Genomic DNA, 14,222 nt, shown 5'->3' on the forward strand with positions numbered 1-14,222 from the left:
ATGAAGTACAAAAACGCGGCAGGGCTTTTCGTAGGCGGTATCAGCTTGGTTTTGACAAGTCCGCTGGTTATTTTCATTGCAACGACATTCGGCGCACGGGCGGTTTTCGCCGATCCCTCCACTGAACGCAGTGGCCTGTTCCTGGGTATAACGGTTTTCGGAGGCCTACTGGGCATAGTCGGCTTGATCTTGCTCGTTGGGTCGGTATACCGGGCCCTGGTGAAGATCGATGCCCTGCCGGTCATGCTCCCCTCGGCGGACAGGGAGAGTCGGCCTGTCGATTGTTGGTAAGCAAGCCTCGTCTATTTGCCAGTGCGCGGTTGAGCGCCTGCCTCTGCAAACCATAAGAGTGGCTTAATCACCCGAGCGATTAGGGCTGAAAAAATCCATAGCAGCTTGCGGAGAATGACTGCGGCTGACTCCGAGTTACATCACTTTTAGCCCGAATCAGGCAAGAAGCGTATAACACCGGGATTACCCATACGGTCCACATGGAGGGGATTTCGGGGCTGGCTACTTTAACACCTCTCAGCGATACGCCTGACGGCCAAGCGAATGCACCACGCGGAAGTCTAGGTGTTGGCATCAACCCAACGACGTTCCGGCTCGAAGTAAAAGAAGAAACTTGCCCGTCGCGCGGGAAACGCGGTCATGACTCCAGATGAAATTCAACTCGGTATCTCATGAACCGTATGTTTTTGGCAACGCACAGTGCCCGGCGGATCTTCAAATCGTCCTCTTGGGCGATGATGACACCCTCAACACTCTGTCCGGGTTCGAGCAGGGCTTCCTGAACGAACCCCATATATCGCTGGATTTGGCCGACGACCGCGTCGCTGGCCCGTCCCCGCTTCAGCTCAACGACGAGCAGCTTGGTTCGGTCCTTGCTGATCGCGAGAATGTCCATGGGCCCGGTGTCGGTGAGGTACTGCTGGCCCTTGAGCTGGCCGTCTTCCTCGTAGATGTCGTATTCCCGGCCCAATGTAGTGCTGCGCCAGTTGTGGACCAGGAAGTCTTCGAGCTGCTTCTCCATCTGAAACGCAAGCTGGTCTTCGACCTGCGAGGAGATTACTTGGGCGATGGGCTGGGCCGGGTTCGCCAACTCTGTGAGGGCGGCAAGCTCTGCCGCGTGCGCGGTCAACTGAAAGACCGTCATCATCGAACCAGTCGAGGACGCAAGGGTCGGGCTCATATCATCCTTGTTCAGCGTTCCCTTCCAGTCGACCCGACGCCGGTGTGGAAGTTCAGTGCCGGGATGATACTCATAGGGCCCGGTGACAATGCCGTACTGGTAGGTCCGCCCCGGTTTCGGCGCAAGCACCATGTCGCCTTCGCCGATGCCCTCACACGCGGCCCACAGGTTGCCCATGGCAAGGCCGGCGGCGATACGCGACTTGTCCGGGTACATGTTAAGGAACACACTGTTCATCGCACTTCGGAAGGCCTCCGCCCCCCGGCCGAGGTGGGGCTTGATGTCATAGTCACCGATGAAGTCGACGCCCATGTAGCCAGCTTCGATCATCTCGTCTGCGTTCCTGCCGCCCGTGCCTTGGCGGACTACCCATGCTGTTGTCAATACTCGCTCCCAGTGTTCATGACCCAAGAGGGCCACACGTTCTTCTTGCCTTGAACCTATCCCACTGGGGCCGTCACACATGTCGACTCCCGCATCGCTTCAGCCCTGCAGGCACATTTCGCGGCGTCGCGGTGGTCGTCGGGACCGCCGAATCCATCCCGGGGCTGAGCGTTCCTTTCCTCCACAGACGGCGCCGCCGGAGCAGCTGTCCACCAGTGCTTGTGGGCCGGCCGGGCAGAAGCACGGGCCGACCTAGTGTTGCCGCATGGGCCGACACCGCTGGCTTCCGGCAACCGCCCGCGGCGGTATTGCGTCGCGGCCGAGGCGAACTCCGCGCTTCCGCATAGCCCTCGGGGCAGCGTTCGTGGTGGCCGGGCTGTGCCTGGGCTACGGGCTTGTTTCGTTGGCCACCGCTGATGTGAGCCGCTCGGCTGCTCCCATCCTGGAGAGCATTCCGCTGGCGTCCGACCGGGCTGCCGGTCCGGCTCTCGACGAGGGAACGGAAGGGAAGCCCCCAGCGGCGCCGCCTACTGCCGGCGAGGACGGTGCGGAGACCGGGGATGATTCGGCAGGCGCCGGCCCCGGCATCATCGTCCATGTTGCCGGAGCCGTTGCTTCGCCGGGGATTGTCCGGCTGCTCGAGGGCTCCAGGGTGTTCGAAGCCATTGACGCGGCCGGGGGTGCCACGAAGAAGGCGCAGCTCGAGGCGCTGAACCTGGCGGCGCCGTTGACCGACGGACAGCAGGTCTATGTGCCCACGCCGGATGCGCCGGGTCCGCAACCGGCGGCTGGTTCGGGAGGCGGCGGCGGAGCCGGTGGAGGCTCTAGCGACGGCTCTCGCAGCGGCGACGCGGAAGCCGGCGGGGGCGTCGCCACGGGCGATCCCGCCGCCAAGATCAACATCAATACGGCCACGGCCGAGGAGCTCCTCGAGCTGCCCCGTGTTGGACCGGTGCTTGCCGCCCGGATTGTTGAGTTCCGCGAGCAGCATGGCCCGTACGGGCAGCCGTCGGATCTCGACGCGGTGCCCGGCATCGGGCCGGTCATGCTGGAGGCGCTGGTGGAGCTGGTGTCGGTATGAGCCGGCCGCCGCGCTGGCAGCGGTATGCGGAAGCGGCCCGACGTCCAATTGCCGCGACGCAGGACCTGAATGAGGGGCGCCAGCCGCCCAGACGGCGCGGCGACCTGGGCCGGCGGTTGCTGCGCCACGTCAAGCCAGATCCCGCAGCCGCTGAGGCCGCCGCGGCGGAGGCCGACGGCCGGCGCCTGGATCTTCGCTTGGGGCTCGCGGCGGCGGCATGCTGGGGAGCTGCCTTGGCGCTGCCCCACGCGCCGCCGGGGGTTGCCCTGCTGTCCGCGGGCGTGCTCTTGGGAACCGCCTGTACAGCGACCGCCGGTTTGCTGTTGCCGCTGCGGCCGGTTTGGCCACTGCCTCGCCCGGCCAGCTTGTCGGCATGGCACCACCGGTCCCGGCCCCGGGAAGACCCGCCTCAGCCAAGGTCCCCACGGCAGGGAAGCCGGCGCCACACACGGGCCCGGCAGCAGGGGAACCCGCCTCAATCTCGCGCCCGGCCTCGGCGCGGCGCCCGCGGTGCGGGAGGCATCGCCGTCGTCGTTGTGCTGTGCAGTTGCACCGGGCTGCTGGCACTGACGGTAGGCCTGCAACAGGCGGAGCGGCTGGCGGGCCCGATCGGGACGGCCATCACGGGCGAGCAGACCATCACGGCCCGCCTGGTGGCCACCGGTGACGCAGCGCAAGTCAAGGCGCCGCGGCAGTTTGGTAGCGGCCCGCGTTTCCACCTGACCGCAACCATCGTGGAGGCCACGGCCGACCGCGTGCGGTTCGAGGCCGACACCCCGGTGCTGGTCCTCGGCGGGCCGGAGTGGTCCCACGTGCGGTTCGGCGAGCGGCTGCGCACCTCCGGCAAGCTCGTCCGGGCGGACCCGGGCCAGGCCGTCGACGCCCTGCTGATAGCATCCACCGCCCCGTTGGAACGCTCGGCGCCACCCCTGGATGCATGGGTCTCGGGCCTGCGCGGCCAGTTCGTGGCGGCGCTGGCCGGATTGCCACCCGACGCCCGCGGGCTCCTCCCCGGGATGGTGCTGGGGGACAAGGAACACCAGGGTGCGGACCTCGAGGAGGCCATGCGGCGTACCGGGCTGACGCACCTTCTCACGGTCAGCGGCGCCAATGTTTCGTACGTGCTGGCCTTCATCTACCTGCTCGGATCGGCGGTCCGGCTGCCCCGTTGGGCGAAAGCTGTTGCGGGCCTGACCGGTCTCGTCGGATTCGTGCTCCTGGTCCGGCCGGAGCCCAGCGTGCTGCGCGCCGCGGTGATGGGCTCGCTGGGGGTGGTCGCGGTGCTGAGCGGACGGCGCAGGGCCTCGCTGGCCTTCCTGGCCTTGGCGGTACTGGTGCTGCTGATCGTGGATCCGTGGCTGGCGGCCAGCTACAGCTTCGTGCTGTCGGTGCTTGCGACCCTCTCCCTCGTACTGCTGGGAACCGTGTTTTCCCGCCGGCTGCAGCGTTTCCTGCCGGTCCCGCTGGCCCACGCGGTGGCCATGCCGCTGGCCGCGCAGGTTTTCTGCGCCCCGGTCATTGTCCAGCTCCAGCCCGAACTGGCCCTGTACGCAGTCCCCGCCAATGTGGCTGCGGGACCGCTGGTCCCCTTCATTACGGTCGCCGGCATGATCGGGACGGCACTGCTGCCGCTGTTCCCCGGACCGGCCGCCGTGGTGCTGCATGCCGCGGGCTGGATGACCTTGTGGATCGCGGGGGTCGCCCGCTGGTTTTCCGCACTGCCCATGGCCGCGCTGCCGTGGGCAGGTGGCCCGCTCGGCGCCGCGGGAGCGGCCAGCGCCGGCTTGGCGCTCCTCTGGGGGCTGCGGGCCGCGGACAGGCGGCGGGCTTCGAAGGAGCAGCGCCTCGGGCCCGACGACGACGGCGCGGCGGCGCTGCGGGGCGGCGGCTTCGGTTCCGGCACGCGCGCGGCGTTGCTCAAGCTGGCCTGCTGGACGGCCCTGCCCGGGCTCGCGGGAGGAGCACTGGCCGGGGTGCTGCTGCCGCCGGCACCGGCGGCGGAGTGGGACGTGGCGGCCTGCGATGTGGGACAGGGTGACGGCGTGGTGGTGCGGACAGGCGAGGGCAGTGCGATCGTGGTGGATACCGGACCCGACCCGGAGGCGATGGACAGGTGCCTTGACGGACTCGGCGTGGAACGCATCGACCTGCTGGTGCTGACGCACATGCACCTGGACCACTATGGCGGACTCGACGGAGCCGTGGCGGGACGGGAGACGGCGCGGGTGCTGTACTCGAGCGCCGGTGCAGCGCCGCCTGCTTCCGTGCGGGCCTCGCTTGAGGACCGGGGGCTGCAGGCAGAGCGCGCCTTTGCGGGCCTGTCCGGCTCATCGGGAGCAGTTGGCTGGACGGTGCACTGGCCGGTGGAGGGCAGCGGCGGCCTGTCCGAAAACGACGCGAGCCTCGTCGTCGACCTCACCCTGCCCTCCCCGGCCGGGGGATCGACGCGGATGCTGCTCACCGGCGACCTGGAGGAGGAGCAGCTGCCGGCCCTGATACGCCGGTTGGGCCCGGACTTCGCCGTCGACGTGCTCAAGGTCAGTCATCACGGCGCACGGAACGGGGGAACCGCACTCATCACCGCGCTGCGGCCGGCGGCGGCGCTGATCTCCGTGGGCGCCAGCAACGATTACGGCCATCCAGCGGTTGAAATCCTGGCGGCGCTCCAAGCGGCCGGCGTGCACGTCCTCAGGACCGACGAGCTGGGAACGGTCCTCGTGGACGTCCGCGACCGGGAATTGTCCGTCCGCGCCAACAGCTAGGCGGGTAGCGGAGACCATGGCCCGGCGGGAGGCGGGGAACTGCTTTGGGCAAAAGGGCTGGATCGTGAAACTCTAGACCTGAACAAGGAGGAACCTGCCGTGAACCCGCCACCCGGATCCCGCTCTTCGGCCGCCAAGAAGAGCGCCGTCACCGTCTCCTGGCGTGACGTCGAGCCGGCCGCCGTCGTGCTCGTCAGCGGTCCGGAAGAGTACTTGGCCCACCGCGCCAAGGAACGCATCCGGGGCCTCCTGCGGGGCCGGCACCCGGACCTCGAGCTGGTCCAGCTCGATGCCTCCGCCTACACCGCCGGCGAGCTCACGATGCTGGCCAGCCCCAGCCTCTTCGGCGAAGCCAAACTCATTGAGGCGTCGTCCCTGGCGCAGATGACCGACGAGTTCCTCACGGACCTGCTGGCCTATGTGGCGACCCCGGCCGACGACATCTGGCTCGTTCTGCACCACGGGGGCGGAACCCGCGGCAAGAAACTGCTGGACGCGGTCAAGGCTTCCGGGGCACCCGTGGTCGACTGCCAGGCCATGAAAAAGGACTCCGACAAACTGGACTTCGTCAGGCAGGAGTTCAAGTCGGCGCGCCGGGCCATCGACCCTGCCGCTGCCCAGGCCCTCGTGGGCGCCGTCGGCTCGTCGCTGCCGGACCTGGCCGCCGCCTGCTCCCAGTTGATTTCCGACGCCGACAGCGCAGTCACCGAAGAGACGGTCGAGAAATACTACGGCGGACGGGTCGAGGCCACCGGATTCAAAGTCGCGGATGCGGCCGTTTCCGGCCGCGGCGCAGTGGCGCTGTCGTCCCTCCGTCACGCCCTGGCCACCGGCGTGGATCCCGTGCCGATTGTTGCCGTGCTGGCCATGAAGCTGCGCCAGATTGCCAAAGTCAAGAGCGCGTCGGCCAATGCACGCGACCTGGGCATGGCGCCGTGGCAGTTCGACCAGGCCCGCAGGGACGCGCGGCTGTGGGAATCAGAGGCCCTGGCCCGCTGCATCCAGGTCTTGGCCGAGACCGACGCCCAGGTCAAAGGCGAGGGCCGGGACCCGGAATATGCCGTGGAGCGTGCCGTCACCTTGATCGCCACCAGCGCGCGCCGCTGAACGCAAGCGCCAACGGTTCCGGAACTCTCCGCCCTGCCCTTAGGCCGAAACAGCAGGGTTCCCGGCCTCAAGTGCCGCTGGCTCTTCCGCCGCGACCCCGGACGCGGCTGCCCATGTAGCCGCCGAGGAAACCCCCGGTGATGGCAACCGCTGAGCCGGCCCGGGCCAGGCCGATCCCCAGCCCCTGGCATCCCCTCCGGCGGGCCAGCCACGAGCCCGCGAACACCAGGGTGGCTGCCGTGGTCGCGGAGGAATGCAAGACGCCGATGCGCCGCGTGGCCCGGTCCGCCGTGGTCCACTCGGCCAGGCCGGCCACTGCGGTGGGCAGGGCGGCCAGAACGCCCAAGCCCACCAAGCGGCGGGCAGCCCGGCAGCGCACCGCGGAACACAACCAGCCCAGCGGGACACAACCAAAGGTACCCTCCGGGCAGGCCGTCGTCTGCAGCCGGACGCACAAAAGCCGGAGGCCGCCTCCCCGAACGGGTGGCGGCCTCCGGCCTTGGCTTGGTTCGGCCTGTTGGCCGGACGCACTGTTTAGAGCGCGTTGACCTTCTTGGCCAGCGAAGACTTGTGGTTTGCGGCGTTGTTCTTGTGGATAACACCCTTGCTGACGGCCTTGTCGAGCTTCCGGCTCGCGGCAACCAAAGCGGTGGCGGCGGCGTCCTGGTCAGCGGACTGGACGGCACCGGTCACGGCGCGGATGGCGGTCTTCAGCTCGGACCGAACCGAGATGTTGCGCTGGCGTGCCTTCTCGTTGGTGAGGATGCGCTTCTTCTGGGACTTGATATTGGCCACGAAATAACTCTCTTTGTTGAGGAACTTGGTCTTTTGAGGGCAGTCGGTCCGGTCATTGACTGAGCGGCGTGGGGTACCGTAATGGCAACCGGCCCGAGGTGCCCGTCGACCTGCGCGGACACACAGCTATAAATGTTAGCAGATCCGTGCTCAGGGCGGCGGACCTGCGCACGACCGACACGCCGCGCCCCGGCGGTGGACCTGCGTGGAGCCGACACGCCGCGCCCCGGCGGTGGACCTGCGTGGAGCCGACACGCCGCGCCCCGGCGGTGGACCTGCGTGGGGCCGACACGCCGCGACCCGGCCGCGGCTCAGGTCGCAGCGGCCCCGCCCCTGGATCAGCTCCAACCGCGGCGGCGCATGGCTTGGGCAACCTTGTCGAACGAGGCCCGCGGCAGCACCGCTCCTTCGCGCCGGACCTGATCCGGCTCCAGTTGCAGCACACGGTCGAGCTTGACTTCACTCGGGCGGCCCCGGACGTCCCAGGCACCCGAGCCCAGGTCCAGGTAGTCGCTGTCGCGCCTGCCGTCGTTGTTCCGGTCCCGCGTGGTCAGCATGAGCGCCAGCAAACGGCCGCGGTGGTAGCCGATGACCAGGACAGGCCGGTCCTTGCCCCGCGTGTAGTCCTCTTCGTAGGGCACCCACGTCCAGACGATCTCGCCCGGATCCGGCGCGCCGTCGGCTTCGGGGGAGTAGCTGATGGTCCCCGTGCCTCGGTAGTCGCCCGGATACGGCAAGCCCGGACCGGCTTCCGCGCGCGGGCGGCCGGCGGCACGTCCGGGAGGTTGCCCCTGCCTGCCGGGCACCGGACCGCGCCGCCGCGTGGAACCTTCGGGGCGTCCGGAACCGGACAGGCCACGGAACGCCCGGACGGCGGAGCCAAGGAGACGGTTGAGACCACGCTGGGAAAATGCCATGGCCCTAGGCTACTGAACGGCGGCGCGTGCGCGATCTCGGCAAGTCTGTGGATTCGGCACGTGCCCGATATCGGCAGGTCTGCGATTTCGGCGCGTGCCCGATCGCGGCAGGTATGGGTGCGGCGCGGGTGCGCGGATCCCGGGTCGGCGTGGGACACTTATAGTTGAGCAAAATGAGCGTGCTGGTCGTACCGGCCGCATTGCCGTAGCCCGCTTGTCTGAGAGTAAGGAACCATCTGTGTCACCGATGGCCCGCACCGCGCCGGTGCCTGCCGCCACCGATCCGGCGATCATCAGGAACTTTTGCATCATCGCCCACATCGACCACGGCAAGTCCACTCTTGCCGACCGGATGCTCCAGCTCACCGGCGTGGTCCAGCCGCGCGACATGAAGGCCCAGTACCTGGACCGGATGGACATCGAGCGGGAACGCGGCATCACCATCAAGTCCCAGGCCGTGCGCATGCCGTGGGAGCTGGACGACGTCAGCTACGCCCTTAACATGATCGACACCCCCGGCCACGTGGACTTCACCTATGAGGTTTCGCGGTCGCTGGCAGCCTGCGAAGGCGCAATCCTGCTGGTGGACGCGGCCCAGGGCATCGAGGCCCAGACTTTGGCCAACCTCTACCTGGCGATGGAAAACGACCTCACCATCATCCCGGTGCTGAACAAGATCGATCTGCCGGCCGCACAGCCCGAAAAGTATGCGGCCGAGCTGGCGAACCTGATCGGCGGCGATCCCGAAGACGTCCTGAAGGTCTCCGGCAAGACCGGCGTGGGCGTAGAAGCGCTGCTGGACAAGATCGTGCGCGACCTGCCGGCCCCGACGGGGAACGCTGACGCGCCCGCCCGCGCGATGATTTTCGACTCGGTCTACGACACCTACCGCGGCGTGGTCACCTATGTCCGGGTGGTCGACGGAAAGCTTTCGCCGCGCGAACGCATCCAGATGATGTCCACCCGGGCCAGCCACGAACTGCTCGAAATCGGAGTCAGCTCGCCCGAACCCACCCCGTCCAACGGCCTGGGCGTCGGCGAGGTCGGCTACCTGATCACCGGGGTGAAGGACGTGCGCCAGTCCAAGGTGGGCGACACCGTTACCAACCTGGCCAAGCCGGCGGCCGAGTCCCTGGGCGGCTACGCAGACCCCAAGCCCATGGTCTTCTCCGGGCTCTACCCGATCGACGGCACGGACTATCCGGTGCTGCGCGACGCACTGGACAAACTCAAGCTCAACGACGCGGCACTGATCTACGAGCCGGAGACGTCCGCGGCCCTCGGCTTCGGCTTCCGCGTCGGCTTCCTGGGCCTGCTGCACCTGGAAATCACCCGCGAGCGGCTCGAGGCCGAGTTCGGGCTGGACCTGATCTCCACGGCGCCGAACGTGGTCTACGAAGTCACGCTGGAGGACAAGAGCGTCGCGACGGTAACCAACCCGAGCGAATACCCGGACGGCAAGGTTTCCGAGGTCCGCGAGCCGATGGTTTCCGCCACCATCCTCGCGCCCAACGAGTTCGTCGGCACCATCATGGAGCTCTGCCAGTCCCGCCGCGGGGAGATGAAGGGGATGGACTACCTCTCCGAGGACCGGGTGGAACTGCGCTACCGGCTGCCGCTGGCCGAGATCGTCTTCGACTTCTTCGACAACCTCAAGTCACGCACCCGCGGCTACGCCTCGCTGGACTGGAAGGCCGACGGCGAGCAGGCGGCCGACCTGGTCAAGGTGGACATCCTCCTGCAGGGCGAACAGGTCGACGCGTTCAGCGCCATCACGCACCGCGAGAAGGCCTACAGCTACGGCGTGATGATGACCTCCAAGCTGCGCGAACTCATCCCGCGCCAGCAGTTCGAAGTGCCCATCCAGGCCGCCATCGGATCCCGCATCATCGCGCGCGAAAACATCCGCGCCATCCGCAAGGACGTGCTCGCCAAGTGCTACGGCGGCGACATCTCCCGCAAGCGCAAGCTGCTGGAGAAGCAGAAGGAAGGCAAGAAGCGGATGAAGATGGTCGGCCGCGTGGAAGTCCCACAGGAGGCCTTCATCGCCGCGCTGTCGTCGGATGACTCCAAGGACAAGGCAAAGAAGTAGTTCGGCTGTGCATGTAACAACAACGACGGCGGAGGCCCGCCTCAGTGCCTAGCGTCCTGCCCGTGGGGGACCCGGCGCCGGCCGACGGCCTGCTGCCCGCCCAGGCGGCGGAAGGTGCGGAAGACCGCGCGTTCTGCCTGTATGTGCACATTCCGTTCTGCCGGGTGCGCTGCGGCTACTGCGATTTCAACACCTATACCGCCAAGGAACTGGGTTCGGGGGCGTCGCAGGATGAGTACTCGGGCACGGTGAACGCGGAGCTGGAGCTGGCCGCGCGGGTACTGCGCGGTTCCGGCGTGCCGGAACGGCCGCTGTCCACTGTGTTCTTTGGGGGCGGCACGCCCACCCTGTTGCCGGCGGCGGACCTGGCGTCGATGCTGGGCCAGGCGACGGGCCTGTGGGGTCTGGAGCCGGGCGCCGAAGTCACCACCGAAGCCAACCCGGACTCGGTCACGCCGCAGTCGCTGCAGATCCTGGCCGACGCCGGTTTCACCCGGGTGTCCTTCGGCATGCAGTCGGCCGTGCCGCATGTGCTGAAGGTGCTCGACCGCACGCACGACCCGGAACGGGTGCCGCAGGCGGTGCAGTGGGCACGCGACGCCGGGCTGAACGTCAGCCTTGACCTGATCTACGGCACGCCCGGCGAATCCATCGCGGACTGGGAAGCCAGCCTCGACTCCGCGATCAGCTGCACGCCGGACCATATCTCCGCGTACGCCCTGATCGTCGAGGAAGGCACCAAACTTGCCGCCCAGATCCGCCGCGGCGAAGTACCCGGCATCGACGACGACGACCACGCCGCGAAGTATGAGATCGCCGACGCGCGCCTCGGCGCCGCAGGCTTCGGATGGTACGAGGTCAGCAACTGGGCCCGCACTCCCGGGGACCGCTGCCGGCACAACCTGGCCTACTGGCGCGGGGACGACTGGTGGGGAGCCGGCCCCGGCGCTCATTCGCACATGGGTGGCGTCCGCTGGTGGAACGCGAAGCACCCCGCGGCGTACGCCCAGCGCCTGGCCACGGGGGTCTCGCCGGCAGCCGGCCGCGAAACGCTGGACACCGGCACCCGTCAGCTGGAACACGTGATGCTGCAGACCCGCATCATCGACGGGCTGCACACCGGGGATTTGGGGCCGAACGGCCGGAAGGCCGTGGCCGGACTGATCGCCGATGCCCTGGTGGACCCTGGCGCGGCGTTCGCCGGCACCATCCGGCTCACCCTCAAGGGCCGGCTGCTGGCCGACGCCGTGGTGCGGCGGTTGCTCGAGGACTGACCGCGCCGGCCTCCAGCGACCGGCCCACCCGGTGGAGGGCCGCCTCGTAGGCTGAGTCCCAGCTCCACCCCGCCGCCGGCGCGCCCGCCAGCTCCAGCGAGACGAGCCCGTGGACCTGGCCCCACACCACGCCCACCATGGACGCGACGTCGTCGTCCAATGCCCCGGGAAGGGCGGCGGCAACGGCGGCGAACAGCGGCGCGATCGCTGGTTCCGCCGCGCCGGGCGTTGGCCGGCACGGCACCTGGCTGGCCAATGAACCGCCGAACATGAGGCCGTACAGGACCGGATGCTCCAGGGCCCACGTCCGATAGGCCCTGCCCAGCGCTTCCAGTCCATCGGGAGCGGCCCGCTGCTGGGCGGCCGCAAAGGAGGCAAAGCCGTCGTCGAGAATGGCGGTCAGCAATTCTGCCTTCCCGCCGAAGAGCGAGTACACCGCCGTCGTCGACGTCCCGGCCGCCGCCGCGATCGCCCGGAGCGACACCGCGGCCGCGCCGTCGTGGGCTATCAGGGTCGCGGCGGTGTCGAGGAGCCTGCGGCGCAGCGAATCATCGTGGACTATGGGTCTTGCCATAACCCCAGTATTGCATAACACTGTTCTGTAACACTGTTACGAAAGGAATCGGCTCATGTCGGAACACGTACACACAGGACGGTTCACAGCCGATCCGGGCAGCGAGCGGGTCACGGTCTTCCTCATCGGGATGCGCGCCAACCGCTGGTGGAAGATCGGCAAGGTGGCACGCACCGCGTCGGCGATGCCGGTGATGCTGGCGCACCTGGCGGCATCACCGGAAGCCGGGCTGCTTGGCTTCCACCAATGGTTCGGGCGCACCACGATCCTGGTCAGCTACTGGAAGAGCCCGGAACACTTGCAGCGGTTCGCGTCCGACCGCTCGGCGCCGCACCTGGAACCCTGGCGGCGATTCATGCGCGAATCGGCCGGCAGCGGGGACGTCGGCGTCTGGCACGAAACCTACGAGACGGTGCCGGGGGGCCGGGAGACTATCTACAGCGACATGCCGCGCTTCGGTCTGGCGGCGGCGACCGCCCACGTGCCGATCGCGGCGGGGATGAACACCGCCCGCCAGCGGTTCTCCCGGCAGGCAGGCTAGGAGGCGGCTGCGCTACCGGAACAGCTGCGCTACCGGAACAGCAGCGCTACCGGAACAGGCGCAGGTTGTAGGCGTACCGGTACGGAACGCCGCGGTTGCACTTGACGCCGGCAATGACGGAATTGACCGTCAGGAAGACCCAGATGGCGGCCGCGATGACGGCAAAGAGTCCGCTGACCGCCGGGATGACGATCAGCAGGTTCGCAATGATGGCCACCACCGTGGGCGGAACGGTGAAGTTCAGGGCCTCCTTGGACTCCTGGGCGGTAAACGGTCCCCGGTCCTTGAAGATCAGGTAGATCGCCAGCGACGGGAAGCAGCCCAGGATGCCGCCGAAGTGCGCCATGGTGGCCCATTGCCGGTCCTCCGAAGGGGTCAGGGGCAAAGCGGACGCCGACGCGCTCTGGTACTGCTGGCGCGGAGCGGACTTGCGCTCCGGCTGCTGCTTACGAGCAGAGTTATCGGACACTGGACCTACCTTCGGAAAATCTGCTGATGGCTCACTTCTGTTCCTAGCCTAGCCGTTCCACCCCGCCATCCGGTGCATTCCGCGGGCGCCGGCGCCGGTCGGAACAGGCTCAAACCGTCAGGAAATCGATGACTTCTTCCACCCGGCCCAGGAGGCTGGGCTCCAGGTCGGCATAGGTGTTGACACTGCCCAGCAGCCTCTTCCAGCCGTCGGCGATGTCGATCTGGGTCCGGTGCGGCCAGCCGAGACCGGCGAGGATGCCGGTCTTCCAATCGGTGCCGCGCGGCACCACCGGCCACTGGATCCGTCCGATGACGGAGGGTTTGATCGCCTGCCAGACATCGACATAGGGGTGGCCCACAATCAGTACGTTGCCCGAGGCCGCGGGCACGGCCATGGCGGCCTCGGCAATCCGCCACTCCTTGGAATGGGGAACCAAGTGGTCCACCAGGATGCCGAGCCTGCGCTGCGGCCCGGGGGAGAAGTCCGCCACTGCCGCCGCCAGATCGTCGACGCCGTGCAGGGGCTCGACCACGATGCCCTCCACCCGGAGGTCGTCTCCCCAGACCTTCTCCACGAGCTCCGCGTCATGCTTGCCTTCGACCCAGATCCGGCTGGCCCGCGCCACCCTGGCCCGCTGTCCCTCGACCTTGACCGAACCGGATGCCGTCCGTTGCCGGACGGGAGCCTTCGCGGCGGGCGCCGCCGGCACCACCTTCACCGGCTCGCCCTCGAACAGGAAGCCGAAGCCCAGCGGGAAGGAGCGGACTTTGCCCCGGCGGTCTTCCAGCGAAACCAGATGCACGCCGCCGGACTTTTCCACCCGGACGACGGCGCCGACCCAGCCGCTCTGTGCGTCCTCCAGCACCAGGCCCGGTTCGGCGCCGATTTCGCGCAGTGCCCGGGCCTTGGGGGCGGTGAGATCCTGGGGGCCCCAGCCGTAGCTGCTCATAAGCTTTAAGTCCTCTGCTGGTTGGCGTCCTCACGGCACGGCCGCCCGACAATGCTAACAACGGCGGCGACGTATTAGACTT

Annotated in this window: 14 protein-coding genes; 7 read left to right on the forward strand and 7 right to left on the reverse strand. The window is 68.0% G+C overall.

Annotated features, from left to right (window positions below):
• Entirely contained in the window at positions 1-291 is a 291-nt protein-coding gene (locus AC5RUK_RS02730; protein ID WP_494151316.1) for a hypothetical protein, read from the forward strand.
• Between the two features lie 358 nt (positions 292-649).
• Here AC5RUK_RS02730 and AC5RUK_RS02735 read toward each other — a convergent pair whose 3' ends face one another.
• On the reverse strand, positions 650-1,576 hold the full coding sequence (locus AC5RUK_RS02735) for an endonuclease NucS domain-containing protein (RefSeq protein ID WP_494151317.1): 927 nt from the start codon (positions 1,574-1,576) through the stop codon (positions 650-652).
• A 265-nt stretch (positions 1,577-1,841) separates the two neighbouring features.
• On the opposite strand from AC5RUK_RS02735, the gene AC5RUK_RS02740 reads away from it, so the two are divergent.
• The 3 genes from AC5RUK_RS02740 to holA all read left to right on the forward strand — a co-directional run bounded on the left by AC5RUK_RS02740 (position 1,842) and on the right by holA (position 6,526).
• Positions 1,842-2,657, forward strand: coding sequence for a ComEA family DNA-binding protein (locus tag AC5RUK_RS02740; protein ID WP_494151318.1), 816 nt, complete (start codon positions 1,842-1,844; stop codon positions 2,655-2,657).
• 536 nt (positions 2,658-3,193) lie between these two features.
• Positions 3,194-5,419, forward strand: a complete 2,226-nt coding sequence (locus tag AC5RUK_RS02745; protein WP_494151319.1) for a ComEC/Rec2 family competence protein — start codon at positions 3,194-3,196, stop codon at positions 5,417-5,419.
• Between the two features lie 99 nt (positions 5,420-5,518).
• A complete protein-coding gene (holA, locus tag AC5RUK_RS02750) occupies positions 5,519-6,526 on the forward strand; it encodes a DNA polymerase III subunit delta (protein WP_493987152.1) in 1,008 nt (335 codons plus the stop codon).
• A gap of 67 nt (positions 6,527-6,593) precedes the next feature.
• Here holA and AC5RUK_RS02755 read toward each other — a convergent pair whose 3' ends face one another.
• From AC5RUK_RS02755 to AC5RUK_RS02765, 3 genes are all read right to left on the reverse strand, one after another.
• Positions 6,594-6,872: a hypothetical protein gene (locus AC5RUK_RS02755; RefSeq protein ID WP_493987153.1), complete on the reverse strand. Its 279-nt coding sequence runs from the start codon at positions 6,870-6,872 to the stop codon at positions 6,594-6,596.
• Positions 6,873-7,060: 188 nt separating this feature from the next.
• Complete coding sequence (gene rpsT / locus AC5RUK_RS02760) at positions 7,061-7,321, reverse strand: 30S ribosomal protein S20 (RefSeq protein ID WP_493978395.1); 261 nt, start codon at positions 7,319-7,321, stop codon at positions 7,061-7,063.
• Positions 7,322-7,659: 338 nt separating this feature from the next.
• A complete protein-coding gene (locus tag AC5RUK_RS02765; RefSeq protein ID WP_493987154.1) occupies positions 7,660-8,238 on the reverse strand; it encodes a type II toxin-antitoxin system PemK/MazF family toxin in 579 nt (192 codons plus the stop codon).
• Between the two features lie 238 nt (positions 8,239-8,476).
• Here AC5RUK_RS02765 and lepA point away from each other — a divergent pair, with 238 nt between their 5' ends.
• Positions 8,477-10,330 carry a translation elongation factor 4 gene (gene lepA, locus AC5RUK_RS02770; RefSeq protein WP_493987155.1) on the forward strand — a complete coding sequence of 618 codons (1,854 nt, stop codon included), beginning with the start codon at positions 8,477-8,479 and terminating at the stop codon, positions 10,328-10,330.
• A 44-nt stretch (positions 10,331-10,374) separates the two neighbouring features.
• Positions 10,375-11,604, forward strand: coding sequence for a radical SAM family heme chaperone HemW (gene hemW / locus AC5RUK_RS02775; protein WP_494151320.1), 1,230 nt, complete (start codon positions 10,375-10,377; stop codon positions 11,602-11,604).
• Here the strand turns inward: hemW and AC5RUK_RS02780 are convergent.
• The gene (locus AC5RUK_RS02780) at positions 11,552-12,178 is read right to left on the reverse strand and encodes a TetR-like C-terminal domain-containing protein (protein WP_494151321.1); all 627 of its coding nucleotides are present in this window, start codon (positions 12,176-12,178) and stop codon (positions 11,552-11,554) included. The two genes, hemW and AC5RUK_RS02780, sit on opposite strands and share 53 nt — an antisense overlap.
• A gap of 55 nt (positions 12,179-12,233) precedes the next feature.
• Between AC5RUK_RS02780 and AC5RUK_RS02785 the strand changes: the two genes are divergently transcribed.
• Entirely contained in the window at positions 12,234-12,719 is a 486-nt protein-coding gene (locus AC5RUK_RS02785) for a DUF4188 domain-containing protein (protein WP_494151322.1), read from the forward strand.
• Positions 12,720-12,765: 46 nt separating this feature from the next.
• Here AC5RUK_RS02785 and AC5RUK_RS02790 read toward each other — a convergent pair whose 3' ends face one another.
• On the reverse strand, positions 12,766-13,188 hold the full coding sequence (locus AC5RUK_RS02790; protein ID WP_493987159.1) for a DUF4870 domain-containing protein: 423 nt from the start codon (positions 13,186-13,188) through the stop codon (positions 12,766-12,768).
• A 109-nt stretch (positions 13,189-13,297) separates the two neighbouring features.
• Positions 13,298-14,140, reverse strand: a complete 843-nt coding sequence (locus AC5RUK_RS02795; RefSeq protein ID WP_494151323.1) for a DUF3097 family protein — start codon at positions 14,138-14,140, stop codon at positions 13,298-13,300.
• Positions 14,141-14,222: the final 82 nt, after the last annotated feature.

Source organism: Arthrobacter sp. Y3223065 (genome assembly GCF_059090885.1).